The 25,640-nt window shown below is 73.6% G+C and carries 19 protein-coding genes; 11 read left to right on the top strand and 8 right to left on the bottom strand.

What is annotated here, in order from left to right:
• Positions 1-173: 173 nt before the first annotated feature.
• Positions 174-1,040: an SMP-30/gluconolactonase/LRE family protein gene (locus FRCN3DRAFT_RS0228560; protein ID WP_007513971.1), complete on the top strand. Its 867-nt coding sequence runs from the start codon at positions 174-176 to the stop codon at positions 1,038-1,040.
• A gap of 66 nt (positions 1,041-1,106) precedes the next feature.
• On the opposite strand, the gene FRCN3DRAFT_RS0228555 is transcribed toward FRCN3DRAFT_RS0228560, so the two are convergent.
• A complete protein-coding gene (locus tag FRCN3DRAFT_RS0228555; RefSeq protein WP_007513969.1) occupies positions 1,107-2,126 on the bottom strand; it encodes an NAD-dependent epimerase/dehydratase family protein in 1,020 nt (339 codons plus the stop codon).
• A 140-nt stretch (positions 2,127-2,266) separates the two neighbouring features.
• Here FRCN3DRAFT_RS0228555 and FRCN3DRAFT_RS0228550 point away from each other — a divergent pair, with 140 nt between their 5' ends.
• From FRCN3DRAFT_RS0228550 to FRCN3DRAFT_RS0228540, 3 genes are all read left to right on the top strand, one after another.
• Positions 2,267-2,815 (top strand): TetR/AcrR family transcriptional regulator, encoded by a 549-nt coding sequence (locus FRCN3DRAFT_RS0228550; protein ID WP_007513967.1) that lies wholly within the window; start codon positions 2,267-2,269, stop codon positions 2,813-2,815.
• Between the two features lie 345 nt (positions 2,816-3,160).
• Positions 3,161-4,027 (top strand): LuxR C-terminal-related transcriptional regulator, encoded by an 867-nt coding sequence (locus tag FRCN3DRAFT_RS0228545; RefSeq protein ID WP_007513965.1) that lies wholly within the window; start codon positions 3,161-3,163, stop codon positions 4,025-4,027.
• Between the two features lie 158 nt (positions 4,028-4,185).
• A complete protein-coding gene (locus tag FRCN3DRAFT_RS0228540) occupies positions 4,186-6,663 on the top strand; it encodes a CaiB/BaiF CoA-transferase family protein (protein WP_007513963.1) in 2,478 nt (825 codons plus the stop codon).
• A gap of 19 nt (positions 6,664-6,682) precedes the next feature.
• Here FRCN3DRAFT_RS0228540 and FRCN3DRAFT_RS0228535 read toward each other — a convergent pair whose 3' ends face one another.
• Together FRCN3DRAFT_RS0228535 and FRCN3DRAFT_RS0228530 are read right to left on the bottom strand one after the other, a co-directional pair.
• On the bottom strand, positions 6,683-7,873 hold the full coding sequence (locus FRCN3DRAFT_RS0228535; protein WP_007513962.1) for an allantoate amidohydrolase: 1,191 nt from the start codon (positions 7,871-7,873) through the stop codon (positions 6,683-6,685).
• A gap of 99 nt (positions 7,874-7,972) precedes the next feature.
• Entirely contained in the window at positions 7,973-9,145 is a 1,173-nt protein-coding gene (locus FRCN3DRAFT_RS0228530; protein WP_007513960.1) for an NAD(P)/FAD-dependent oxidoreductase, read from the bottom strand.
• A 168-nt stretch (positions 9,146-9,313) separates the two neighbouring features.
• Between FRCN3DRAFT_RS0228530 and FRCN3DRAFT_RS0228525 the strand changes: the two genes are divergently transcribed.
• The 6 genes from FRCN3DRAFT_RS0228525 (at position 9,314) to FRCN3DRAFT_RS49940 (ending at position 16,172) form a co-directional block, all read left to right on the top strand.
• On the top strand, positions 9,314-10,093 hold the full coding sequence (locus FRCN3DRAFT_RS0228525) for an SDR family oxidoreductase (protein WP_007513959.1): 780 nt from the start codon (positions 9,314-9,316) through the stop codon (positions 10,091-10,093).
• 44 nt (positions 10,094-10,137) lie between these two features.
• On the top strand, positions 10,138-11,217 hold the full coding sequence (locus tag FRCN3DRAFT_RS0228520; RefSeq protein WP_007513958.1) for an NAD(P)H-dependent amine dehydrogenase family protein: 1,080 nt from the start codon (positions 10,138-10,140) through the stop codon (positions 11,215-11,217).
• Positions 11,218-11,415: 198 nt separating this feature from the next.
• Positions 11,416-13,326 carry a class I SAM-dependent methyltransferase gene (locus FRCN3DRAFT_RS0228515; protein ID WP_007513957.1) on the top strand — a complete coding sequence of 637 codons (1,911 nt, stop codon included), beginning with the start codon at positions 11,416-11,418 and terminating at the stop codon, positions 13,324-13,326.
• A 37-nt stretch (positions 13,327-13,363) separates the two neighbouring features.
• A complete protein-coding gene (locus FRCN3DRAFT_RS0228510; RefSeq protein ID WP_007513956.1) occupies positions 13,364-13,573 on the top strand; it encodes a hypothetical protein in 210 nt (69 codons plus the stop codon).
• Positions 13,574-13,806: 233 nt separating this feature from the next.
• On the top strand, positions 13,807-15,306 hold the full coding sequence (locus FRCN3DRAFT_RS0228505; RefSeq protein ID WP_007513955.1) for a flotillin family protein: 1,500 nt from the start codon (positions 13,807-13,809) through the stop codon (positions 15,304-15,306).
• Between the two features lie 26 nt (positions 15,307-15,332).
• Complete coding sequence (locus FRCN3DRAFT_RS49940; RefSeq protein WP_007513954.1) at positions 15,333-16,172, top strand: GNAT family N-acetyltransferase; 840 nt, start codon at positions 15,333-15,335, stop codon at positions 16,170-16,172.
• Positions 16,173-16,242: 70 nt separating this feature from the next.
• Here FRCN3DRAFT_RS49940 and FRCN3DRAFT_RS0228495 read toward each other — a convergent pair whose 3' ends face one another.
• Complete coding sequence (locus FRCN3DRAFT_RS0228495) at positions 16,243-16,632, bottom strand: MmcQ/YjbR family DNA-binding protein (RefSeq protein ID WP_007513953.1); 390 nt, start codon at positions 16,630-16,632, stop codon at positions 16,243-16,245.
• 454 nt (positions 16,633-17,086) lie between these two features.
• Here FRCN3DRAFT_RS0228495 and FRCN3DRAFT_RS0228490 point away from each other — a divergent pair, with 454 nt between their 5' ends.
• Entirely contained in the window at positions 17,087-18,667 is a 1,581-nt protein-coding gene (locus tag FRCN3DRAFT_RS0228490) for an MDR family MFS transporter (protein ID WP_007513952.1), read from the top strand.
• 23 nt (positions 18,668-18,690) lie between these two features.
• Here FRCN3DRAFT_RS0228490 and FRCN3DRAFT_RS0228485 read toward each other — a convergent pair whose 3' ends face one another.
• From FRCN3DRAFT_RS0228485 to FRCN3DRAFT_RS0228470, 4 genes are read right to left on the bottom strand one after another with little or no spacing between them, the layout of a single operon-like run.
• On the bottom strand, positions 18,691-21,273 hold the full coding sequence (locus tag FRCN3DRAFT_RS0228485) for an acyl-CoA dehydrogenase family protein (protein ID WP_007513951.1): 2,583 nt from the start codon (positions 21,271-21,273) through the stop codon (positions 18,691-18,693).
• Positions 21,270-23,666 carry an acyl-CoA dehydrogenase family protein gene (locus FRCN3DRAFT_RS0228480; protein WP_007513950.1) on the bottom strand — a complete coding sequence of 799 codons (2,397 nt, stop codon included), beginning with the start codon at positions 23,664-23,666 and terminating at the stop codon, positions 21,270-21,272. The genes FRCN3DRAFT_RS0228485 and FRCN3DRAFT_RS0228480 overlap by 4 nt, the downstream gene beginning before the upstream one ends.
• The gene (locus tag FRCN3DRAFT_RS46795; RefSeq protein ID WP_007513949.1) at positions 23,667-24,800 is read right to left on the bottom strand and encodes an Ldh family oxidoreductase; all 1,134 of its coding nucleotides are present in this window, start codon (positions 24,798-24,800) and stop codon (positions 23,667-23,669) included.
• The gene (locus FRCN3DRAFT_RS0228470) at positions 24,797-25,600 is read right to left on the bottom strand and encodes a TauD/TfdA dioxygenase family protein (protein WP_007513948.1); all 804 of its coding nucleotides are present in this window, start codon (positions 25,598-25,600) and stop codon (positions 24,797-24,799) included. The genes FRCN3DRAFT_RS46795 and FRCN3DRAFT_RS0228470 overlap by 4 nt, the downstream gene beginning before the upstream one ends.
• Positions 25,601-25,640: the final 40 nt, after the last annotated feature.

The raw sequence follows: 25,640 nt of genomic DNA, 5'->3' as shown, positions 1-25,640 counted from the left end.
CCGGCGACACCCTCGCCGTCGACGGAGGGATGTCACAGGACACCGACGCCGCCGACCGGGCCGTGGACCAGTGCTCGACCGGGTTCGTCCGGTTGAGCACAATGTCGGACCGTGTGCCCGATTCGATCCGGGTGCTCGATTCGGTACGCCCGGTGCGGCATGGAGGTCCACGCATGAAGGTCCTGGCCAGCGGCTTGCGGTTCCCCGAAGGACCGATCGCGCTCGATGACGGTTCGGTGCTCGTGGTCGAGATCGAGGGTGGCGCGCTGACCCGCGTCGCGGCGGACGGCGCGCTGTCCCCCATCCACTGCGGCGGTGGTCCCAACGGCGCGGCCCTCGGCCCCGACGGCGCCGTCTACGTCTGCAACAACGGTGGGCTGGCCTTCAAGACCGAGGACCAGATCCGGTTTCCGTACTGGATGGCCGAGGGCAACGAGGGCGGATACGTCCAACGAGTCGACCTGTCCACGGGCAGCGTCGAGGTCGTGTTCACCCAGGTAGACGGCACGCCTATCGGCAATCTCAACGACATCGTGTTCGACGAGCACGGCTCGTGCTACATCGTCGACACCACCCGCGGCGTGCTGTACTACGCCGATCCCGCGGCGGGCACGATCCGGATCGCTATGGAAGGCCTCGAGTATCCCAACGGTATGGGGCTGTCGCCGGACGGCGCGAAGCTCTACGCCTCGGAGACCTACTCGGGGCGGGTGCTCGCCTGGGACGTGAAGGCACCCGGCTCCCTCGGCGCCACCACCGAGCTGTACTCCACCGGCGGCGAGCATCACTGGGACGGCCTGGCGATCGACGGGGCCGGCAACGTCTGCGCCTCGAATCTGGAGAAGTCGGGGATCACGGTGATCAGCCCGGGCGGCGAGGTTCTCCGGGAGTTCGTGACGCCCGAGCACGACCCCTACGTGACCAACATCTGCTTCGGTGGCCCGGACGGCGACACCGCGTTCATCTGCTCGGCGGGGCGCGGCGTTCTCTACTCGCTCCAGTGGCCCTGGCCGGGCCTTCGGCTCAACTTCGCGCGCTGAGCGACAGGCCTGAGCGGCCGGCGTGAGAGACAGGCCTGAGAGACCGGGCTGAGCTGGGCGAGGTGGTCAGACGACGCCGTGCTCGCGCAGGCTGCGAGCGCAGTCGAGGACGGCGTCGGCGGCCGGGCGCGGCCGCCAGCCCAGCAGCTCGTGAGCCTTGGCGGTGCTGTGCCTGCTCCGGCGGCCGAGCGCCGGGGCGATCTCGCGCAACGCCGGGTCGCGCCGCGCCGCCAGCCGGACGGCGAAGTCGGGCACCCCCCTGGTGGACACCCGCGCGGCCGCCGGGCCGAGGCACGAGCGCAGCAGCTGTGCGATCTCCCGCATCCAGATGAACTCTCCGGTGCCGAGGAAGCGCTGCCCGGCCCCCGCCGAGCTCTCCAGGGCGCGCAGGTGGAGGTCGACGAGGTCGCGGACGTCGACGACCTCGAGCCCGATGCGGGGGACGCGAGGCATCGTGCCACTGAGCATGCGGGCGATGATCCCGACCGAGCCGATCGTCGCGGTGGACAGGATCGGGCCGAAGACGGCGCCGGGCAGGACCGTGACGAGCTCCGGTGCGCTCGCCCGCGAGGCCGTGAATTCCCAGGCCGCCTTCTCGGCGAGTGTCTTGGCGCGCCGGTAGGGGATCAGGGTGAGGTCGTCGGGGTCGGTCCACAGCGTCTCGTCGGTGACGCCCTCGGTCGTGTACGACGACGGGCTGGCCGCGTTCGCCGCCGAGGTCAGCACCACGCGACGCACGCCCGCGTCCGCGGCGGCGTGCAGGACCCGCAGGGTGCCGTCCACCGCCGGGCGGATGAGCGACTCGGGGCCCGCGTCCGAGCTGATTCCCATCGGGGACGCGACGTGCAGGACGTGCTCGACCCCGACCATCGCCTCTGCCCAGCCGTCGTCCGCGGACAGGTCGGCCGTGGTGAAGCTGAGGCGGCCGGACGAGCCGGTGGCGGGGGCCGTGGTCTTGGCGACCTCGGCCGCCCGGGCCTGATCGCGCAGGGTCGCGCGAACGTCGAGGCCGCGGCGCAGCAGCTCGGCGATGACCCAGCCGCCGACGTAGCCGCTACCGCCGGTGACGAGGATTGGTCCGGTCATGGTCGGCTCCTTCGAGGCGGGGTGGCAATATAAGTGGAGTGGTCTCCGTTGATGGGTCGACTGTAGTGGAGGGCGCTCCACTTTGCCGAACCCGAGATCCGCCAAACCCGAGATCTGCCAAGCCTCGAAGGACCGCGCACATGAGCTCGCAGCCGACCCGCGCCGACGCGCTCCAGAACCGGGAGCGGATCCTGGCCGCCGCGCGGGCCGCGCTCAGCGAGGACGGCGCGGCCTCGCTGAGCGCGATCGCCCGGCGCGCGGGGGTCGGGATCGCGACCCTGTACCGGCGCTTCCCCACCCGGGAGGCGCTGGTGATGGAGCTCTACCGCAACGACATCGGCCAGCTCATCGACCTGGCGCCCGCGTTGCTGACGGAGTATCCGCCGCTGGAGGCGCTCGGGCGCTGGTTCGATGAGGTCGCCCGCTACGCCCGGCTCAAGTTCGGCGTCTCCGAGGTCGTGCACGCCGCGACGAACGGCGGCCTCGACGATCCGGCGTACGAGCCGTTTGTCGCGGCTATCGCGACCCTGCTGACGGCGGGGGAGAAGGCCGGCGTTCTCAAGCCCGGACTCGATCCCGAGGACGTGCTTCTGCAGCTCAGCGTGCTGTGGCGGATCGACCCGAAGAACGGTGACGCGCGCATCGACCGGATCCTGGCGCTCATCCTCGACGGTCTCCGCGCTCGGTGACGACCGCCTGAGGAGCTACACCCTGACGGATGACGCCCCAAGGGGTGATACCCGAGGCCGGGCCGCTCACTTCGGTGGCCCAGGACTCGGGTCGGTCTTCCACCGGTGCCCTCGTGCGGTGCCCTGGTGGGTGTGTATATGCACGGTCATTTGGCCGGTAAGCAACCTCCTGGCCGGCTCGGCTTATTGGCCGGCCCGGTCTATTGGTTGTCCGGGACGAGACACCGGCCGTATTCTTCCGGCACGGGTCGCCGGCCAGGTTCAGGAAATGGAGGAACACCTGGTCGCCTCGATCGTCGAGATCCCGTAGGTTGGTGGCTTGGGGGGTTGTTGAGGAGAGCAACAATGACATCTGAGTCGTCTGACCGCGTCGAGGTCGACGAGTTTCTCACCAAGGTGACGTCCCGGTTGAGGGAACGTTTCGACGCCGATATCGCCCTTGCCGGCCGCGTCCATCCCCGCACCAGGGCGCTGACCATACGATGCGCCGACGGTGCGCGAATGGACCAATATCTGGGGGCGACAGCGGCTCCGGATCAGGGTATTGGCGGTCGGGTCGTCGCCCTGGGCCGGCACGTGACGACCGCGACCAGAGACGGGCGCGCGCAGGCCACCGCCGCCTGCCCGGGTCTGGCGGACTGCCAGGAGGACATCTGTTCCATGCTCGCCGTCCCACTGCGATTGGACGGCCGCGTGGTGTTCGTCTTCTACCTGGCCTGGCGGTCCGACAAGTCGACGGGTGCCACGACGACCAGGTCCGCGCTGTCGTTCGTCCGGGAGGTGGAGGCCTTCGCCGCCCAGGCCGCCAGGAGGCACGGGATCGCCGCCCCGCGGCAGTGGAACGTGGACGCGCGGGCGCTGCTCCAGATCGACGGCGAACTGGAACGACTGACCGACGAGGTCTCCGCGCCGCCCGCCCGGGCGAGGATCGCCGCCATCCGCAACCTGCTCGAGGACAGCGTCCTGAAGTCGATCGCCGGGGATGAGGCCGGGGATGAGGCCGCGGCGGAGGTCGCGGTCGCGCTCACCCGCCGGGAGCTGGACGTTCTCGGGCTGGTGGCCGAAGGGCTCTCCAACGCCGAGACCGCGGAGCGGCTGGTGGTGAGCCCGGAGACGGTCAAGGCCTACCTGCGCACCATCCGGAGCAAGCTCGGCGTGCGCAACCGGACCGCGGCCGTCAACGTGGCCCGGAGGTCCGGCCTGCTGCAGTGACGCGCCGTCACCGCCTCGCCGCCGGCGTTCCTGGCGTTCCCGGCGTCGCGGCGGACCGTCCACCTGTTTGCCTGGCGTCTGGGCGTCGGCGGTCGTATGAAGGTGGCGACCGGACGAGCGGCGGGCCGTCCTGCGCGACCTGATGGCGGTGAGCTGGCGTGACTGCGCGGCCCGACCCGGACCCCGACCACTTAGCGATGGGCGAGGCGCCGGCCGGCGGACCGCCGGCTGATGCCCCGCCGACCGGCGGTCCGCCGCCTGACGGCCCGCCACCTGGCGGCCCGCTGACGGGCCTGCGGGTGGCCGAGTGGTCCCGATCCATCGCTGGCGGCTATGCCGGCCGCCTCCTCCACGACGCCGGCGCGCACGTGACCCGCCTCGGTGCCCCGGGCGCCCCGTCGCTCCGACCGGCGCTCAGCGGCTATCTGCACTTCGGCAAGGTCGACCAGCCAGGCGTTCTGGCCGACGTCGCCGCGCTCGGCGCCGACATCGTCATCCTCGAGCTTCCCGACGCCCCCGGCGAGGAGCTCCTCGCCGGCTTCGGCGACGCGGCCGTGGTGGTGATCACCCCCTGGGGCCTGCGTGGGCCCTGGGCGGGTACCGGCCGACCCTGGAGCGAGCTGACGATCCAGGCGGAGTCCGGCTCGCTGTCCATGCGTGGGCTGCCGGGCCGACCCCCGCTCATGACCGGCAGCTCCGAGGGCCTCTGGGTCACGGGCACGATGGCCGCGGCGGCCGCCGTCGCCGCCCTCCAGGGTGGCCGCGCCCACCGGCTGGTCGACGCCCCGCTGCTCGAGGTCACCGCGTACGCCACGAACCTCTTCCAGGACGTCGGCGCCTCCATCACCGCCGCCTCGCCGGCGACGCCGCCGTCCCGCAACCGGCTGAACCCGTCGGTCGAGCCGGCCTCGGACGGCTGGGTCGGCTTCAACCTGGCCTCGGCCCAGAACCACGAGGACTTCGTCGTCCTGATCGAGCGCCCCGACTGGCTCGGCGACCCGCAGATGACCACGCACCTCGGTCGTTACCAGCGGTTTGACGAGTTCACCGCCGCGGTGCGGGCCTGGACCCGGCGGCACACCGTCGCCGAGGTGGTCGAGCAGGCGTCCGCCTTCCGGATCCCGTGCGCGCCGGTGCACAACGGCCAGACGATCCTGACGGACCCGCACGTCGTCGACCGTGGCTTCTACCAGCCGAACGCGCACGACCCCGGCTTCCTGGAGCCGGCGCCGCCGTTCCTGTTCGACGGGGTCCGGCCGCGACGCGACAAGGAGCCACGTCCCGTGGCGCGGGCGGCAACGTGGGCCGGTGCCGGTGCCGGTGCCGGTGCCGGTGCCGGTACTGGGACTGGGACTGGTGTTGGTGTTGGGGCCGACTCGCCGGACGACGCCCTGCCCTTCGAGGGCCTGCGCGTGCTCGACCTCGGCACCTGGTGGGTTGGCGGCTTCGTCGGTACGGCGCTCGGCGCGCTCGGCGCGGATGTGCTCAAGGTGGAGAGCACCCGGCGCGTCGACGGCGCCCGCCTGGTCGGCCCCGCCCCGGCGACCCAGGACCACTGGTGGGAGCTGGGCGCCTTCTACCTGGGCGCGAACAGCGACAAGCGCTCCATCACCGTCGACTTCTCCGCGCCCGCCGGCCGGGAGCTGCTGACGCGGTTGATCGCGGAGGCCGACGTGCTGATCGAGAACTACGCGCCGCGGGTGCTGGAGTCGGCCGGGTTCGACTGGGACACGGTGCACGAGATCAACCCGCGGCTGGTCATGCTCCGGATGCCCGCGTTCGGCCTGACGGGGCCGCGCCGATCGATGGTCGGCTACGCGCAGACCGTCGAACAGTTCTCCGGCCTGTGCTGGCGGACCGGCTACCCGGACGTCGCCCCGCACAACCCCAGCGGCCCCGCCGACCCGATGGCCGCCGCGAACTCGTTCTTCGCGCTCTCCTCGGCGCTGCTCGCCGCCCGCCGGACGGGCACGAGCACGGGCATGCGGACGGGGACGCTCGTCGAGTCGCCGTTGGCCGAGGCCGCGCTGGTGATGGCGAGCGAACAGGTCATCACCTGGACGTCCGAGGGTGTCCTGTTGGAACGGCTGGGCAACCGGGACGCCGTCGCCGCTCCGCAGGGCGTCTTCCCGACGGCCGAGCCCGACCGATGGGTCGCCCTCACCGTCGCGGCCGACGAGCAGTGGCGGGCGCTCGCCAGGCTGATGGACTCCGGCCCCTGGGCCGACGACCCGGAACTCGCCACCGCCGAGGGCCGGCGGGCGCGGGCCGACGAGCTCGAGAGGCGGATCGCCGCGTGGACGGCCGGGCAGGAACGCGGGGCGCTCGTCGAGCGGCTGGTCGCGGCGGGCATTCCGGCGGGCGAAGTCAGGGACGGCCGGTTCGTCCACGACCACCCGCACCTGGCGGCGCGTGGTTCCTACCGGCCCGTCGAGCTGCCGTGGGCGGGGACCGTCCCGCTGCCGTCGCTGCCGGTCCGCGCCGCCTCCGGCGGCTGGGCGCATCGCCGCCGCCCGCCGACGCTCGGCGAGCACAACATCGAGGTGCTGGGCGCCGAGCTGGGCCTGGACGAGGCGCGGCTCGCCGAGCTCGCGGCGGCCGGCGTCATCGGAACCGTGCCGCGGGGCGTCGAATAGGTCCCATCAGGCGGTCCGGTCAGCTTGCCGCCAGCGAGCGCAGCACCGTCGCCAGCGCCACGGCGCCGGCCTCGCAGTCGGCCGGCTCGGCGTACTCGGCGGGGGAATGCGAGACACCCGTCGGGTTGCGCACGAACAGCATCGCCGAGCGGATGCCGTGCGCGGCGAGCACGCCGGCGTCGTGCCCCGCGCCGGTACCGATGATCGGAGCCCCGCCGAGCAGCTCCGCGAGATCGGCCGCCAGGGCCGGATCGAACCGGGTGGTGGCGGTGAACGACTCCTCGACGGCGCGGATGCCCAGGGCGTCCTCGATCGACGGGACCAGGCGGCGGACGGCCTCCTCGTCGGCCCCGCGGCCGTCGAGCCAGCCGGTCGCCGCCGAGGGGATCGCGTTGACCCCGTTCGGGATCATGCGTACCTTGCCCACGGTCGCGAAGCAGCCCAGCCCGGTGGCCACCTCACGGGCCGTCAGGATCAGCGCCGCGAGCTTCAGCGACGGGTCGTCACGATCGGCCAGCCGGGTCGTGCCGGCGTGGTTGGCCTCGCCGGCGAAGTCGAAGCGCCAGCGCCCGTGCGGCCAGATCGAGGAGGCCACCGCGACGGGCGAGCCCTCGTCGACGAGCCAGCGGCCCTGCTCGATGTGCAGCTCGACGAAGGTCCCGACCCGCGCGAGGGCGGCGTCGTCGCGGTCGAGCTCGTTGGGGTCCCGGCCCGCGCGGGCGAGCGCCTCGGCGAGCGTGACGCCGTCGCCGTCCGTGAGGGCGAGGGCGCGGTCGCGCGGCATCGCGCCGGTCAGCACCCGCGAACCGGTGCAGGCGACGCCGAAGCGGGCGCCCTCCTCGTCGACGAAGTTCGCGACGCCGATCGCGCGAGCCGGGGTGAACCCGTCGCGGCGCAGCGCCTCGACGGCGCGCAGGGCCGAGACCACGCCGAGCGGGCCGTCGAAGTTGCCCCCGCCGGGCACCGAGTCGAGGTGCGACCCGGTCACCACACCGGGGCGCCCGGCGGCCAGGGACGCGTCGGGGTCGCCCCACCAGGCCCACTGGTTTCCCACCCGGTCCTCGGTGACGGTGAGTCCCACGGCCTCGGCCGCTGCGCGGAACCACTCCCGCAGCGTGAGGTCCTCGTCCGTCCAGGCGAAGCGGCGGTAGCCCCCGGTCGGGGCGCGCCCGACGTCGTCGAGATCGCCCAGCATGCTCTCGACGGACATCAGGCTCCTCCAACGCTCGTTCGGCCGTCGCTCATCGCTCATCGCTCATCGCTCGTCGCGTCGCTCGTCGCGCGCCGTTCATCATCCGGCGCGCCTCGCTCAGCGCATCTCGCCGGCGCCCACGTACGGGAATCGGCTCGTCAGCGGATTCCCCTCGGCGAAGCGCTCCAGGCGGAAGTCGGCCCCCGGGATGTCCGGGTCGTGGCTGTCGCCGTCGAGGACCAGGTCGGCCATCAGCACGCCGACCGCTGGGCTGATCTTGAAGCCGTGGCCGGAGAAGCCGGCCGCGAGGAACAGCCCGGCCGCGCCGGCCGGCGCGACAACGGGGTTCCAGTCGGGCGTGACGTCGTAGCAGCCGGCGTATGTATGGGCCACCGACGGCTCGGGGAACCCGTCGAAGCGGTGCAGCACCTTCTCGGCCGCCCGCTCCAGGCCGGCCTCGCTGGCCTGGTTGGAGTAGTCGTCCGGGTCGGCGAACGACGGCTGGCTGTGGTCGCTGTTGCCGACCAGCAGTTCGCCCGAGCCCTCGATCCGCGCGTACTGCAGGCTGACCAGGTCGGAGAGCACCGGCAGGTCCCGCAGCGGCTCGCCGGCGTCGACGACCAGCAGCTCCGAGCGAACCGACTGGACGGGCAGGTCGACGCCGACGCCGGCCATCAGCCCGCCTGACCACCAGCCCGCGGCCACGACGACGACGTCCGCGTCGACCACGTCGCCGCCGGCCAGCTCGACGCCGGTCACCGCGTCGCCGCGGGTCAGGACGCGGGCCACCGGCGTTCCCTGCCGGATGCGGGCGCCGCCGTCGCGGGCTTCGCGGCCGAAGTGGTTCGCGAGCTGCGAGGCGTCGGCGTACCCACCACGGGGTTCGTAGGAGAAGGCGGCGAGGTCGTCGAGGCGCAGGTACGGCCACAGCCCGGCCGCCCGGTCGTGGGAGATCATCTCGACGTCGATCCCGAGCCGCTGGTGGATCTCGGTGTTGGCGCGCAGAGGTTCCGCGTTCCCGGCGCCCACGGCGACCAGGTAGCCGACCTGCCGGAACCCGACGGCCGCGCCCAGCTCCTCGAACACCGGCAGGCTGCGCCAGGCCATCGCGGCGAGGGACGGCACGCCGTAGTGGCACCGCACGATGCCGCTGGACTTCCCGGTCCCGCCGCTCGCCAGCGTCGCCCGTTCGAGCACGAGCACGTCGCGCACCCCGCGGGTGGTCAGGGCGCGGGCGATCGAAAGGCCGATCAGCCCGCCACCGACGATCACGACCCGCCCGCCGGTCACGGCACCCTCCGCTCCATCTGGCCTCCCGGCTCGTCCGCGTCCCAGCTCGCCCGCCGACGCTAGCCAACCCGAAAGCCGCTGGCGGGACTGGTGGCGAGGCGTTACCGGCGTCACTATGTGAAATCCGGTTTCGCCCGCCGGGGTCGAGGCCAGGGGAGAGGAACGAGAATGCTGCTGCGGAACAAGACCACTGTCGTCACCGGGGTGGGAAGTGGCCTGGGCCGGGAGATGGCCACCTCCATGCTCGCCGCCGGCGCGAACGTGGTCGTCGCCGCCCGGTCGGCCGACGGTTTACGCCAGACCGCGAAGGAGTTAGACCCGACGGGTGAGCGGATTCTCCCGCACCCCGCGGACATCTGCGACGAGGAGAGCTGCCAGTCGCTTGTCGCCGCGGCCGTGGACCGTTTCGGCTCGGTCGACGCCGTGGTCCAGGTCGCCGCCTACGAGGACGCGTTCGGCGGCCTGTTCGACGCGGACCTCACGAAATGGAGCCGGGCCTTCGACACGAATGTCCTCGGCAGTCTTCGGCTGCTGCGGGCCGTCGTCCCGGTCATGAAGGAGCGGGGCGGCGGCTCGGTCGTCCTGGTCGGCAGCCAGTCGGCGTTCAAGGTCGCTATGCCCCAGGCGGGTTACGCGGCGTCCAAGGGCGCCCTGCTGTCGGCGATGTACTACCTCGCCGACGAGCTCGGCCCCGACGGGATCCGGGTGAACACCGTCGTGCCCAGCTGGATGTGGGGCCCCAACGTCCAGCTCTACGTCGACTTCCGCGCCCAGGCGGAGGGAAAGTCGACCGACGAGATCCTCGAGGAGATCACCGGGCGGTTCCCGCTGCGCCGCATGACGGAGGACCGCGAGGTGGCCGACACCGCGGTGTTCTTCTGCTCGGACCTCTCCAGGGCCGTCACCGGCCAGTACCTCCTGGTCAACAGCGGCGAACTGATGCGCTAGCCGACGCACCGCCAACTGGTATCCCGACCACCCAGGAGTGCGTCATGAAGTACCAGGTCATCGTGTGGGGAACTGGATTCGTCGGCAAGCGGGTCATCCGGGAGCTCGTCGAACACCCGGTCTTCGAACTGGTCGGAGTCATCGTCGCGGACCCGGCAAAGGACGGGGTCGATGCCGGCGAGATCGCCGGCATCGGGCCCATCGGGGTCACGGCCACGCGCGACGCGCGGTCGGTTCTGGGCCGCGGCGCGGACGCCGTCGCCTATTTCGGCCCGACCGCGGCGTACGCCGCCGAGAACATCGCGAACATGTCACTGGCGCTGCGCGCCGGCGTCAACGTCGTCTCCACGGCCATGACGCCGCTCGTCTACCCGCCCGCCTGCTCGGAAGAGCTCACCAGCGAGCTGTCCCAGGCCTGCGCCGAGGGCGTGGCCAGCTGCTTCACGACCGGCATCGACCCGGGATTCGCGAACGACCTCTTCCCGATGACGCTGATGGGCCTGACGGGGCGGGTCGACTCGGTGCGGATCCAGGAGATCCTTGACTATTCCACCTATACCGGCGACTACAGCCCGATGGGGCTCGGCGACCCGGTGGAGACGCAGGCGCTCCTGGAGATCCCGGAGCTCCTCATCTTCGGCTGGGGCCACACGATCCCGATGATCGCCGACGCCGTCGGGGCGAAGCTGGAGAAGATCGACACGATCTGGGAGAAGTGGGCGGCGCCCGAGCCCATCGACTTCCCGAACGGGCGGATCGAGGTCGGCCACACCGCGGCCGTGCGTTTCGAGATCCGGGGATGGGTCGACGGCGAGCCCCGCATCGTCGTCGAGCACTGCAACCGCATCACCCACGCGGCGGCGCCCGAGTGGCCCCGGCCGAAGATGGTCGACAACGACGCCTACCGGGTCACGGTGCAGGGCAGCCCGAACATCGAGCAGGAGACGGCGTTCCGCGCCTTCGACTCCGGCGACCCCAACGAGGGCGGCTGCCTGGCGAACGGGATGCGCGCGGTCAACACCATCCCCGCCGTGGTCGCCGCCGATCCCGGCCTCCTCTCGCCGCTCGACCTCCCGCTGGTCCCGGGCTTCGGCACCCTGCGCCCCACCGTCGCGGGTCGGTAGCCCCGGCGAGGGCCCGCTGGGCCGGTTCGGCGGGTGATCGAGGAGGGCTGACCGGCGGCGCCGAACCGGCCGGGTGAGAGACGGGGTTGGGGCGTGCCGACGACGGAGGTCGGGCGGCGAGATCGCGGGGGGTGGTGGCCGGGGCGGCTTCGGGGGGCATCTGTAAGGTCATGACTACCTTGCGAGTAGGAGTGCCTCATGCGCCGGTTATTCGCGATGACGACATGTGCCCTGGTGTTGGCGAACGGGGCACGGCTGCGCGGGCGCCTGAAGGGGCTCGCCAGGGCCGCCGACAGCGCCGACCCGGTCGACGGGGCACACGTCTTTCTCATCGCGGCCGGGGTGCGGCTGTCGGAGGGCGCTCGCCGGGCCGCGAGCGCGCACGCCCTGCGCCACGGGCTCGAGGTGCTCGACCTCGTGCCGGCGGATCTCGCGCCGGAGCTGGTGCTCGACCTCGCCCGGCTGGTGGACACGTCCCGGTACCGTGCGAACCGCTTCGTGCCCGGCAGGGGAGCGAACCAGGCACTGCTCGTCGACCGCGAGATCCTCGCCCGCGCGGGCGTCGAGGAACGAGACGACTACCGTGCGCCTGACCTGGCGAGGCTGACGCGACGACTCAAGCAGTACGCGCCGTCGACGACCGATCTGGCGATCGTGCCGGGCCTGACGGCCGCCCGCGGCGGTGGGGCGACCGGCGTGACCGGCGCGGGCGGCGTGACCGGCGCGGCGGAACGCGTCCGGCTGCGCGTGGATGCCTGCCAGCACCCCTACCAGTCGATGGCGTTCCTGCCGCTGGCGCGCACCGCCGCGGTGGCGGCCTCGTGCCTGGCGAGCCCGGCGTGGGGCCTCGCGGCGCTGGCGGCGACCGCGGCGCAGCCCGCCGCGGTCGCCGCAGGCCGTTTCTCCCCAGCGGTCGGCAACCCGGTCGCCATCTCGGCCCGCAGGCTCGCCGGCTGGCCGGTGTTCGCCGCCCAGGCCGCCCGCGCGACGGCGCAGGAGGCGGCCCGCGCGCGTCGGGAGCTGGCGGTGCCCGACCCCGAGAAGCGCCGCCGCCGGGCGCTCTACCAGGAGGAGATCACCGCCGGGGTGGCGGAGATGCTCGAGGAACGGCGTGAGTCCTGCCCGTGGTGCGGGTCGGCGGCGCTCGCGGCGCGCGTCCAGACCGTCGACATCACCCTGCGCAAGCCCGGCCGGTTCCGGTACGACCAGTGCCGCGCCTGCGGGCACGTCTTCCTGAACCCGCGGCTCGCGCCCGCCGGTCTCGACTTCTACTACCGCGACTTCTACGACGGGCTGCAGGCGGAGAAGATCGAGGGCATGTTCGCCGCGTCCGACCTTGGCTACCGGGCGCGGGCCAAGCTGCTGCCGTCGGCGGCGAAGCCCACCAGCTGGCTGGATGTGGGCGCCGGGTACGGGCATTTCTGCCTCGTCGCGGCCGGGCTGCTGCCGGGCGTCACGTTCGACGCGGTCGACATGGGCCACGGGATCGACGAGGCGGAACGGCGCGGCTGGGTGGGCCACGCGTACCGCAAGATGTTTCCCGACCTCGTCGACGACATCACCGGCCGCTATGACGTGATCAGCATGTTCCACTACCTGGAGCACACGCCCGACCCGCGGGCCGAGCTCGACACGGCGGCCACGGCCCTGCCCGCCGGCGGGCATCTGATCATCGAGGTCCCACACGCGCAGGGGCTGTCGTTCCGCCTGTTCCGCGGTTTCTGGGTCGGCCTGTGTCCGCCCCAGCACCTGCACCTCATCCCGCCCGACGAGCTCGTCAAGGCGCTCGCCGAACGCGGGCTGCGGGTCCTGAAGACCGAGTTCGGCCCGGCGCACATGTTCGGCGACGCCGTCGGCGCGGTCTTCTACCTGGCCCAGAAGCTGCAGCCGGACCCGACCCTGCCCTGGCTGCCCTACGAGGCGACCGGCTGGCGGCGCACCCGCCGGCTCGCCGCCCAGGCGGTGACCGTTCCGCTCTATCCGCTCGCCGCGGCCGTGGACGCGATGATGCTGCCGTTGCTGCTGACAGGCCGGCGGTCGAACGTCTACCGTGTCGTCGCCCGTAAGGAGACCGCCGCCCGGCCAGCCGCGCGCGGCGAGGCGGCCTGACCGGTGCGTGCCCAGCGGTAGTCATCCGGAGGGCGGTATGGCTGACCACGTGGTGATCGGCAAGTCGGGACGGGTCACCGGGAAGATCGCGCCGGGGGCCGTCGGCGAGGTCATGCTGGCGGTGCGCGGCGGCTCGGAGGCCTTCCACGCCTATGCCGAGGACGGCGAGGCCACGATCACGGTCGGCTCACGGGTGCTCGTCGTCGAGTATTTCCCGCCGCGGACAGTGCTCGTCGTCCGGCTGTGACGGTCCGCGCCGCCCGTTTGCGGCGTCGTGGCTGAATCCTCTTGTAATCGGGCGGACATCTGTAACAATTCCGCTCCGGAAGCGCCCCGCGGCTCCTGGTCGGAAAGGTCGCAAAGCTCCGCCCGGCCAGTCCGGATCGCACTTCCGTGTAGAAGGAGAAACCGACCCGGGCGGGCGGGAAGTCCGGCCACCGAGCCCGGGCTCGGCTGGCGCGTGGGAAACCTGGAGGCGTCGTGCTGCTCATTGCCATCGTCGCGGTCGTGGTTGGCGTCCTGCTGGCGGTGGGGCTGTTCAGACTGATGTGGCGGGTCGCCGAGCCGAACGAGGCGCTGATTATCTCCGGTCTGCGGGCGCGCAAGAGTCCGGCCGACTCGGTGGTAGAAAGCCTGGGATTCAAGATCGTGACGGGCAAGGGTGTGCTCGTCCTGCCCGGGGTCCAGACGGTCCGCAAGATGTCCCTCGACCTGCGGGCCGCCCAGCTCGGCATCGACTGCGTCACCCAGCAGGGCATTCCGGTCGGCATCCGCGGTGTCGTCATCTTCAAGGTGGGCGACGACTTCGTCTCGATCGCGAACGCGGCCCGCCGTTTCCTCGACCAGCAGGACAAGATGGACACCCGGGTGCACAACGTCTTCGCCGGCCACCTGCGGGCCATCGTCGGCCAGCTCACCGTCGAGGACCTCATCCGCGACCGCGAGAAGCTGACCCAGCTGACCCGGGCGAGCTCCGGCACCGAGATGGAGAAGCTGGGGCTGATCGTCGACTCGCTGCAGATCCAGGAGATCGACGACCCGACCGGCTACATCCACAACCTCGGCCGCCCGCATGTCGCCGCCGTGGCCGCCCAGGCCAGGATCGCCGAGGCCGAGGCCGACCGGCAGGCCGCCGAGCAGGAGCAGATCGCCCTGGCGCTCAAGGCGGAGGCGAGCCGGAACAGCTCGATCAAGCGGTCCGGCTTCCAGGCCGAGGTCGACGAGGCCGCCGCCCGGGCCACCCAGGCCGGTCCGCTGGCCGAGGCCGTCGCCAACCAGCAGGTCGTCGTCGAGCAGACCAAGGTCGCCGAGCTGGAGGCCAACAGGGAGGAGCAGCGGCTGCAGGCCGTCGTCCGCAAGCCGGCCGACGCCCGCGCGTACGAGAAGGCCACCCTGGCCCGCGCCGACCGCGACGCCAAGATCAGCTCGTCCGAGGCCGACGCCCGCCAGATCCAGCTGGCCGCCGAGGCCAACGCGACCAGGGTCCGCGCCGAGGCGGGAGCGAGGGCGCAGCAGATCGAGCTGCTGGCGACCGCCGACGCCGAGTCGACCCGCAAGGCCGGCGAGGCGAGCGCCCACGCCAAGCGGTCGGTCGGCATGGCCGAGGCGGACGCGCTGCGCGCCCACGGCCTGGCCGAGGCGGAGGCGATCAAGGCACGTGCCGACGCGCTCGCCGTCAACCAGGACGCCGTCATCGGTCAGGAGCTCGCCCAGCAGTGGCCGGCCATCGTGGAGGCCGCGGCCAAGCCGTTCGGCGCGATCGACCAGCTGATCGTCCTGAACGGGGCGACCGGCCTCTCCGAGGCTCTGGCCCAGGCGCTCTCCCAGGGAACGAGCGCCCTCCAGATGGCCCGCACCATGCTCAGCGGCAGCACGCCGGGCCAGGCCAGGCCCACGTCACCGGAGGGTGCCGCGCCGCCCCCGCCCGGCCAGCCGAACGGCTCACCCGTCACCGGCAACCGCGGCCAGAAGGGCACCTGAGACGGTCCGGTGGCCAGGATGGTGGTGTGACCCTCATACGGGCGGCGCGCCCGGCGGACATGGCCGCGGTCCGGGGCATCGCCGCCGGCTTCGACCTGTTGGGCGCCTGGCCAAGCCAGCCGGACTTCCTCGACCTGGAACGGGAGACCGGCAGGCTCGTCGTCGCGGACGTCGCGGACGTCGCGGGCGGCGTGGCCCGTGTGGTCGGGTTCGCGGGCGCACTGACCCGCGGTGGCCTCACCCACCTGGGCGACCTGTTCATCGACCCCGGGACGCAGTCCGCCGGCCTCGGCCGGCGGCTGCTGGAGGCAGTGCTTCCCGGCCCCGGCCATCCCGTGGTGACGTTCGCATCCTCCGACCCGCGGGCACTCTCGCTCTACCTACGCCAGGGCCTGCGACCCAGGCAGCCACTCTGGTACCTGGGCGGCGGCGCCGCGGCGCTGCCCGACGCCCCGGCCGAGATCCGCCCCGCCACCGCCGACGACATCGCCGAGCTCGACGCCGAGGTCAGCGGCGGCCACCGCGTCGAGCACCTCGCCTGGTACCTGGACCAGCCGGGCGTCGCCGCCTGGAGGACGCCCGGCGGGTACGCCGTCACCCGTGTTCACGGCGACCGATGCGCCGTCGGGCCGGCGGGCGGTCACGACGCCGACGCCACGGTCCGGGCCGTGCTGGCCGCCGCCCGAGAAGCCGCGGGCTCCGTCCGCGCCGCCCGCTCCGTGCACCTGGCCGTCTTCGCCGCCCACTCGCTCGCCGCGGTCCTCGTCGGGGCCGGGTTCCGCATCACCGACCAGGACACGTTCATGGCCACCCCGGGCAGCCCTCTCGACACCGACCGCTACGTCCCCGACGCCGACCTCGGTTAGTGCCGCTCGAGCGAATGCCCACCCCGCCGGCGGCACCATCATTGGCCTCGGCGGAAGTCAGTCCGCCCGGTCAGCCGCGGCCCGCGAGGAACTGCTGGGCGAGGCGTTTGGGGGCGCGGGCGAGCCACGCCTCCTCGGCGAGCTCCGCCAGCTCGCCCACCTCGATCCGGTCGAGGCGGACCAGAACCGCCGGATAGCCGTCGAAGTGCGGAATCGTGAAGTAGACGTCCGGGTTGTCGGCGATCAGCGCCGCCTTGACGCCCAGGTCGGCGACGTGGGCGCCGAGAACCGGGCCGGCCGGCGCGGCGCCGCCGAGCGCCTTCAGGTCGGCGCGGCCCAGCGGCCGTTCCCAGACGAATCCCTTCGTCTTCACCTTCCAGGCGTACTGGCCGTGCGAGGTGGCCTCGACGGTTTCCGGCAGCGCGAGCGCGATTCTGCGCACATCCTCCCAGCTCGCCATGACCTCACCGTAGCCACGTGGCGGGCGCATTCCCAGCCCGATCGCCGTGGCAGTGGCCGTGCGCCGCCTGCTGGCCGCCGAACTCCGCGGCCACAAATTTCGTTGCGAGCCCGCCTGGCCTCGTCCATGCTCCCTAGGTCGGCGGCTCCCGCCCGGCCACCTCGCCAGGGCGGGTTGCGGCTGGCCCACCTGGTCGGACAGAACCGCGCACGGCCAGCCGGGACGTGAGCGTCGTCGGTCCGCCAACGCGCGGCCCGCCGGCCCGCCAACCCGAAAAATGTCGGAGGTTCGGGCGAAGGTTGTCAGGACCCGCCCGGCTCGGGCGGGGGCCGCCCGCCACCGCCGCGCCGATGAGTTCCCCGGCCACGCCCGGTCGTATCTGTCGTACGTGTCGGACCGGCGGGAGCGAGCACGTGGCGGCCCGACCCCAGCACCTGCGACCCGAAGGACCGAGATGACCGCGATCCTCCAATCGGACGAGACGTCCCGCTGGGACGGCGGGAGCGGCCCCACCTCCCTGGGAGACGGGGAGGGCGAGGGCAGGGCCGGCGTCGGGCTCGGGACGGTGGCCGGCTCCGACGGCGAGGCACGGCGCCGGACCCCGCTGGTGATCAAGCTGCTGGTCGGGGCGACGTTCGTCGCGATCCTCAACGAGACCATCATGATCAATGCGGTGCCGCGGCTGATGACCGACTTCGGCATCACCCCGCGGTCCGCGCAGTGGCTCTCGACCGTCTTCATGCTCACGATGGCCGCGGTGATCCCGGTGACCGGCTGGTTCCTGCAGCGGGTGACGACCCGGACGGCGTACGGGATCGCGATGGCGACCTTCTGCGTCGGCACGGTCATCGGCGCCGTGGCGCCGGTCTTCGCGGTCCTGCTCGCCGGCCGGGTCGTGCAGGCCGCCGGGACGGCCGTGATGATGCCGCTGCTGATGACGACGCTGATGACCGTCGTCCCCGAGCAGGACCGCGGCCGGGTGATGGGGAACGTCACGATGGCGATGTCCTGCGCGCCGGCGCTGGGCCCCGCCGTGTCCGGGGCCATCCTCCAGCTGGGGTCGTGGCGGCTGATCTTCGTGTTCGTTCTCCCGGCGGCACTCATCGTCGCGGTGGCCGGGCTGCGCCAGCTTGAGAACGTGGGCGAGACCCAGCGAAGCTCCGTGAGCTGGACCAGCGTCGCCCTGGCCGCGCTCGGCTTCGGCGGTCTGTTGTTCGGGCTCAGCGAGGTCGGCGCCCGCAACGGGATCATCGTGGCACTGATCGTCGGCGGTGGCGTGGCGCTGATCGGGTCCTTCGCGGCGCTGCAGATACGCCTGCAGCGGGCAGGCAGCCCGCTGCTGAACCTGCGCACGCTCACCTACCGCCCGTTCCGGGTCTCGCTGCTGCTGATGGCGGCCGTGAACATGGCCTTCCTCGGCTCGATGTTCCTGCTGCCGCTGTATCTGCAGGACGTGCGCGATCTCAGCTCCCTCAGGACCGGGCTGCTGGTGATGCCGGGTGGCCTGGCGATGGGCCTGCTGGGGCCGGTGGTCGGCCGTCTCTTCGACCAGTTCGGGGCCCGTCCCCTCGTCGTTCCGGGCGCCACCGGTTCCGCCATCGCGCTCGGTGTGCTCAGCCGGACCGGCACCGACACTCCGTATCTGCTGCTGCTCGCGGCGCACGTCGTGCTGATGGCCTCGTTGGCCGCGGTGCTCACCCCGGTGTTCACCATCGGCCTGGGTGCCCTGCCGCCGCAGCTCTACTCGCACGGCAGCTCGCTGTTCGGCACGATCATGCAGGTGGCCGGCGCGCTCGGTACGGCCCTGATGGTCGTCATCCTGGAGACCAGGTCCGACCAGCTCACGAACGCGGGCGCGGCCGAGTCCGACGCGTTCGTCGCCGGGATGCGGTGGGCGTTCATCGCCGCGGCCGGAGCCGCCGTCGCGACCGTTCTGCTCGCGCTGCGGCTGCCCGCCCGCGTCTCGGCGACCGAGCCCGACGAGACGCCCGAGGCGGCGGGCGCCGGCGCCGGCGCCCGGCCGGGGGTGGCCTGACCCGGCCCGTTGACGGGTCGCCATCATCTCGGCGCCGGCGCGGGGTGGCATCCACGCAGGTGGTGGGCGATGGTGGCGCGATGGAAGGACGGGGAGCCGAGCTGGCCCTCGGCGGCCTTGACCGCCCTCGTGTAGTGGTGCAGGCCGGCGTCGTCGAGGTGGCCCCAGCCGCCGCACAGCTGGTGGGCGCCGGTGGCCGCGCGTAGCGCCGCCGCCGTGGCCGTGACCTTCGCGGCGGCGACGACGGCCCGGGCATGGTCGTCCAGTGGCTCCGGCGCCGTCGTGGTCAGCACGTCGCAGGCGGCGGCGGTGGCGTCGCGGGCGCAGAGCACGTCGAGGTACATGTCCGCGGCCCGGTGACGGACGGCCTGGAACGCGGCCAGCGGCTGGCCGAAGGCCGTCCGGGCGCGGGCATGGTCGATGGCGGCGCGCAGCAGGCCCGCCGCCAGACCGGTCAGCTCCGCGGACAGCGCCATGGTCCCCATCGCGAGTGCCGCGGCGAGTGCCCGGCTGGCGGCCCCGTCGCCACCGCCATCCCCGTCATCCCCGCCGTTCCGATCGCCAGCGCGGTCGCTGTCGCGACCCCCCGTGTCGTCCTGGGCCAGGACCTGGTCGGGGCGGAGTACCACCTCGGCCAGGTCGACGTCGCCGAGGTGGTCCTCGCTGAGGGTGCGGTGCGTCGTAAGCCGCAGGCCGGCGGCGGTCGCCGGTACGGCCGCGAGGAGAAGGCCACGCCGTCCGGGGCCGGTGGTGAGCCGGGCGGGCAGGAGGAAGACGTCCGCGCTGTCGGCGTAGGGCACGAACCGTGCCCGGCCCGACAGGCGCCAGGAGCCGTCCGGCGCCGCCCGCGCGATCACCCCGGCGCGCTCCCAGGCCGGCGATCCCAGCCCGTCGTGCGCGCACAGCGCGTACCGGGTCGTACCGCGGCGCAGCTCCTCCCGGTGCTTGGCGCCGGCGTCGCCGAGGGCCCACAGGGCGGCGTCGACCTGCGCGAGCCCGGAATGGACCGGCAGCGGGCAGCGCGCGTACCCGAGCTCCTCGGCCACCACCCGGGCCGTCGTCAGCCAGGCGTCGGAGGTCGCGGCGGCGGCCGGCCACGCCTCGCGCAGCAGCGCCGACCAGAGCCGCTCGTCATAGCCCCGCGACGTGGACTGGACGCCGGCCAGCCGGCCGAGACGCCACGAGCCGAGCAGTTCCCGGATCGGGGCGCGCAGCGTGGGTGCGTCGCCTGGAGCGCCCGCGTCGCCGAGCGAGCCGGCGCCCGGGCGCTGTGCCGCCGGACCGGGGCGCGTCGGCACGCGGTCCGGTTGCCTGGCTTCGGCGCTCGGGCGGGGGGCGCGCAGGCCGAGGGCCGAGGCGGCGATGCCGTCGCGGTGCAGCTCGTTCGCGCCCACGGAGACGGTGCCGTCGAAACGGAAGAGGTACTCGAAGGCGAACCGGCCGGCCGCCGGCGCCCCCGGCGCGGCGGGGCCGAACAGGGTGCCCCCGATCGTGCCCGCCGGGCCGGCGGCCTCCGTCGCGAACTGGGCCAGCCGCTGGGCGTACTCGGTGAGCAGCACCTTCGCGGCCGACGCCGACGCGCCGCTGCGCTGGCCCGCCAGCTCCTCGCGGATGAGGCGGGCCGCCGCGTGCCGGGCGTCGCGCAGCTGCGTCCACTGCGCGGCGAGCCCGTCCGCCAGGCGCAGGTCGTCCAGCGGGCGGTGCCCGTCAGCCGGAGTCCCCACATCGGCCGGAGCCCCCACACAGGCTGGAGTCCCCACACAGGCCGGGGTCTCCCCGTCGACCGGGGTCGCAAGGTAGCGGTGGACCTCGTCGAACAGGCGCTGGCACCAGCCGAGGCTGAACATGCCGGTGCGCTCCCGCTCGACGGCGTAGCTGAGCTGGCGCCACCCGTCGTCACGGGTGCCCAGCAGGGCGTCGGCGGGCAGCTCCACGTCGTCGAAGAGCACGTCCCACAGGTCGTAGCCGGCCATGGTGCGCCGCGGTACCAGCGTCACTCCGGGCAGTGCCGTGTCGACGAGGAACATGCTGACGCCGCGACGCGCGGGCACCGCCGGGTTCGTGCGCGCGACGGTCAGGCAGACGTCCGCCTTGCCACCGCCGGTGACGAGCGTCTTGTGCCCCGACAGGCGGTAGCCGCCGCCGGGGAGAGCGAGCGCGGTGCTCGTCAGGGACGCCAGGTCGTTGCCGGCCCCAGGCTCGGAGTAGGCGATGCACATCTCGATCTCGCCGCGCAGCATCGGCCCGACGAGCCGGTCGCGCTGGTCGGGGCTCGCGAAGGCGAGGACGGGCGGTCCGGCCAGCGTCAACGCGGTGTCGACCAGCGGGGCGTCGTGGTACGCGGCCTCGTAGTCGAAGACGGCCGCGAACGACGCGGGCCGTCCCCCGCCGCCCAGCTCGGTCGGCACGCTGATCCCGAGCCAGCCACGCGCGCCGGCCGCGCGCTGCAGGCGGCGTTCGAACTGTTCGTCGAGCCCGGTCCGGTCCCGGGGGTCGGCATGCGCCGCGGTGCGCGCCGGCGCGAGGCTGTCGGTGAGCCAGCCGCAGACCTGGCCGCGGAACGCCTCGGCGTCCGGGCCGAGCCCCGGCCCCTCGTGCCAGCTCACGCCGTCGTCACGCCGGCCGGCGTCACGGTCGCCGCCGGCGCGCTGTTAGCCACGGCGCCGGCAGCGCGGGTGCCGCCGCGGGCCTTCGGCAGGCCGAGGCGCTGTTCGGCGACGAGGTTGCGCGCGATCTCGGTGGTGCCGCCCTGGATGGTGACCATGGCGCTGTGCCGGGCCGCCCGCTCGATCTGCCCGCCGGCCGCTGGTTCCAGCGCGCCGCCCGTGCCGCCCGCGTCCGCCGGGCCGGGGGTGGCCAGGGCGTCGTGATCCAGGCCGCGCAGGATGCCCGTCGTCCCGGCGACGTCGCGCAGCTCGCCGGCGGCGCGCTGGTAGGCCGTCGAGGCGAACAGCTTCGCCACGGTCCCCGCCACGGCGGGGGACTGGCCGGACGCGCTCAGGAACGCGGTATGCCGGGTGAGCAGGAAGGCGACCTCCGCGTCGACGCGGGCCCGCGCGACCGTCTCCAGGACGGCCGGGTCGTCGCCGGGCCGGCTCCCGTCCGGTCCGGTCCGGGCCGCCCAGGCGACCGCGTCGTGGACGAGCGGTTCGAGCATCCCGGTGCCGCCCATCACGCCCCGCTCCATGCTCAGCCCGACGGCCATCACCCGCCAGCCCCCGTCGACCTCGCCGATCCGGTTCTCGTCGGGGATGACGACGTCGTCATAGAAGACGATGTTGGTGCGCTCGTCGCCGATCGTGTGGATCGGCTGGATGGTGATGCCCGGGGTGTCGAGCGGCACCAGGAACATCGTGAGGCCGCGGTGCTTGGGGACGTCCTGGTTGGTGCGGGCCAGCAGGAAGCAGTACGCGGCCTCGTGGGCGAGGGTGGTCCACATCTTCTGGCCGTTGATCCGCCAGGCGGTGGGTGGGTCGCCGACCGGCTCGGCGCGGGTGCGGGCGGCGGCGACGTCGGAGCCCGAGCCGGGCTCGGAGTAGCCGAGCACGGCGATCGCCTCGCCGGCCAGCAGCCGGGGCAGTGCCCCTGTGCGCAGCGCCGGGCCCGCGAGCTGGTCGAGCACCCCGGCCACGATCATGGTGGTCGCGATGCCGTGGTAGGGCGCGTCGGCGATCTCCAGCTCGCGGAACAGGGCCGAGAGCTCCCAGACGCTCCTGGTGGCGCGCCCGCCGGGCGTGGGCGCGGCGAGCCAGCCGCGGGCCGCCATGGCCCGGTGCAGCGCGGGGACGTGCATGGTCCCGGTCCGGCGCATCCGCTGGCGGATCTCGTCGGTCAGCCAGGTGGCGAGGAACGCGCGCACCTCGGCCGCGAACGCGCCGACCTCCGGCCGGTGCCCGAACCCCTCGCCCTCGCCGGCGCCCTCGCCGGCGTCGATCGAGCCGTCCACCGTCCCGACGGAACCGTCGGTGGCCGCGGCGCCGAGGAGGCGCTGGCCGAGCTCGCGCAGCAGGTGGCGCGGGGCGCCTGCGAGCAGGGGATAGGCGCTGGCGCGGCGGTAGAACAGCTGCGCGTCGTGCTCGACGGCGACCCCGAGGCCGCCGTGGTACTGCACCAGCCGGCCGGCGGTGGCCCTGGCCGCGTCGGTGGCGAAGTGCAGGGCCATGAGCGCCAGCTCGGGACCGGACGCGCCCGTCAACGACCGGCGCCCCGCGTCCTGGCACCAGGCTGCCTCGCGGGCGAGCAGCGCGGCGCCGTCAACGAGCCCCGGCAGGTCGGCGAGCCCGTGCTGGACGCCCTGGAAGGAACCGATCGGGACGCCGAACTGGACGCGTTCACGCACCCATCGGGTCGCGAGGTCGAGCGCGCCGTCACCCAGCCCGGCCAGCCACGCCGCGGCGAGCGTCAGCCACTCCCGCCGGGCCCGGCCGAAGGCGGCGACGGCCGCCGGCCCCTGTCCGAGCACCACGGCGGCCGGCGACCCCAGGCCCAGCGGTCGGTCGGCGAGCGGCAGGTCGCCCTGGTTCGGCGTCGCGACGCCTGGCGGGTCGGTCCGCGTCGCTGTCAGCGTCTCGTCGACGATCGCGAGGACCACGCCGGCGACGGCGCCCGCCGGCACGGCGGTGCCGACGCCGCAGCGCACCCGTGGCGCGAGCGTCGCCACCAGTTCGCCGGAGACGACGGCCGCCAGGTGCGGATGGTCCGGGGCGGTCGCGGCCAGCAGCCGTGCGGCGGCGGTGTGCTCGGCGAAGGGGACGGGCGCGAGCACCCGGCCGAGTTCCAGGGCGGCGGCGGCCGCGGCGTGCAGGCCGGCGCCACCGCCGCCATGCTCGGCGCCGACGGCGAGCCCGGGTAACCCGGCCGCGCGCAGGTCGTCCCACAGCCCGGGGTCATGCCCGAGCGGCTGCGCGGCCCGGGCCGGCGCGAGGCCCGGATGCCTGGCGAGCACCGCCCTGACCAGGTCGCGTGCCGCGAGCGCCGTCTCGTCCAGCGCGAGGTCCATCTAGGCCTCCTCCTGCTCGTGGTCCCCTGGCTGCTCGTGGCCCGCCGGGCGGACCCGCGGGGGCGCCGCGCCGACCTTGGCGGCGAGCTCGTCCAGCTCCGCGACCAGCGGCGCCGGCAGCGGGATGCCGTCACGGGCTCGCTGCCGAGCCCGTTCGTGCTCCGGCTCGCCGGGCAGCCAGATGCGTTCGACGCCGGTGGCCCGCTCGCTCCCGCGGATCTCGCGGACGAGGGTGTCGACGGCGGCGGTGAACACGGCCCGGGGGGCGAACCTGGCCGGGTCGATGGCGATGAACACGACGCCCTTGGCGACGCGGGCGTCGCCGTGCAGCGGGGAGGCGGTGCGTTCGGTCGTCCCGAACGAGCTGCCGGCCAGCACGCCGGCGAGCAGCTCGACGAGCAGCGCGAGCCCGAAGCCCTTGTGCCCGCCGAACCACTGCAGGTGGCGCACGGACGCCGCCGCCGGGTCCGTCGTCGGCCGGCCGTGCTCGTCGTTCGCCCAGCCGGTGGGGATGGCCGCGTCGCCGCGTTTCTTCGCGAGCAGCAGCTTGTTGCCGGCCACGGCGGTCGTCGCCACGTCGTAGACGATCGCCGGCTCCTCGCCGGCCGGGACGGCGTACGACAGCGGGTTGGTCGACAGCAGCGGCGTCACGCCACCGAACGGCGGCACGAAGGTCGGCCCGTTCTGCACGCACAGGCAGATCAGGCCCTCGGCCGCCACCCGGGCGGTGTAGGCGCCGAGCGCCCCCAGGTGGGTGGTCTCGCGGACGGCGACCGCCGCCACGCCGTGCTCGGCCGCCCGGGCCGACACCAGCCGGGCAGCCTCGAGCCCGGCGAGCTGCCCGAAGCCGAGGCCGCCGTCGAGGATCGCCGTCGTCCCGTCGTCGGCGATGGCCGTGACCGTGGTGCGCGGTGTGAGGTGCCCGGACGCGAGCCGCGCCGCGTACATCGGCATCAGGTGCGCGCCGTGCGAGTCGACGCCGCGCAGGTCCGCCTCGACCAGCAGCTCGGCGACGGCGTCCGCCTGCTCGGCGGGGACCCGCCAGCCGGCGAGGATCGCGGCGAGCGCCGCCCGCAGGTCGGCGGCGGTGATCAGGACCGTCCCCGTCCCCGTCCCCGTCCTCGTCCCGGTCACGCCGGCTCGCCGCCCTCGATGGTGACGCGGTGCAGGGTGCGCTCGGCGCCGGCGGTGTCGCCGACGACGGCGTGCTGGGTGGCCCGGTTGTCCCAGATGACGAGATCGCCGACCCGCCAGTGGTGCCGGTAGACGTACTCGGGCCGGCCGACCCGGGCGTACAGGAAGCTCAGCAGCGGGGCGGACTCCTCGTCGGTCCAGCCGTCGATGCGGGCGGTGTAGTTGCCGTTGACGTACAGGCCCGGGCGGCCGGTCACCGGGTGGTGGATGACGACCGGATGGGTGACGGTGACGTCCTGCTCGGACAGGCCCGCGGACGCGGCGAGCTCGGTGCCGCGGTGCACGGCGCGCAGGCCGTCGAGGGTCCCCCGCAGGCCGGGGGAGAGGTCCTCGTAGACCCGCTGGATGTTCGACCACATGGTGTCGCCGCCGTACGGCGGGATCGTCCGCGCGAGCAGCAGGGTGATCCCCGGCGGGCGGGCGGTGTGCGTGGTGTCGGCGTGCCAGGTCTGGGTGACCGGGTTCGGGTCGTAGATCCGCATCAGGCCGGGGTGGCCTTCCAGCGACGCCACGTAGGGGTGGATCGAGATGGTGCCCCAGCGGGCGGCGAACTCCAGCTGGCCGGCGGGGGTGAGGTTCTCCTGGCCGCGCAGGCAGATCACCTGGTGGTCGAGGAACGCCTGGCGGACGACGGAGAACGTCTCGTCGTCGATGCCGGCGGCGAGGTCGACGCCGGTGACCAGCGCGCCCAGCGCGCCCGCCCGCCGCTCGACCGCGACCTTCGAGGCTGTCGTGGTCATGAGGTCGTGCCCTCCCCGGCTGGTCGCGCATTTTGCATAT

The sequence above is a fragment of the Pseudofrankia saprophytica genome (assembly GCF_000235425.2).
Taxonomy (GTDB): domain Bacteria; phylum Actinomycetota; class Actinomycetes; order Frankiales; family Frankiaceae; genus Pseudofrankia; species Pseudofrankia saprophytica.
Note: the sequence above shows the minus strand (reverse complement) of the source record. Positions and strands in the feature narration are given on the sequence as shown.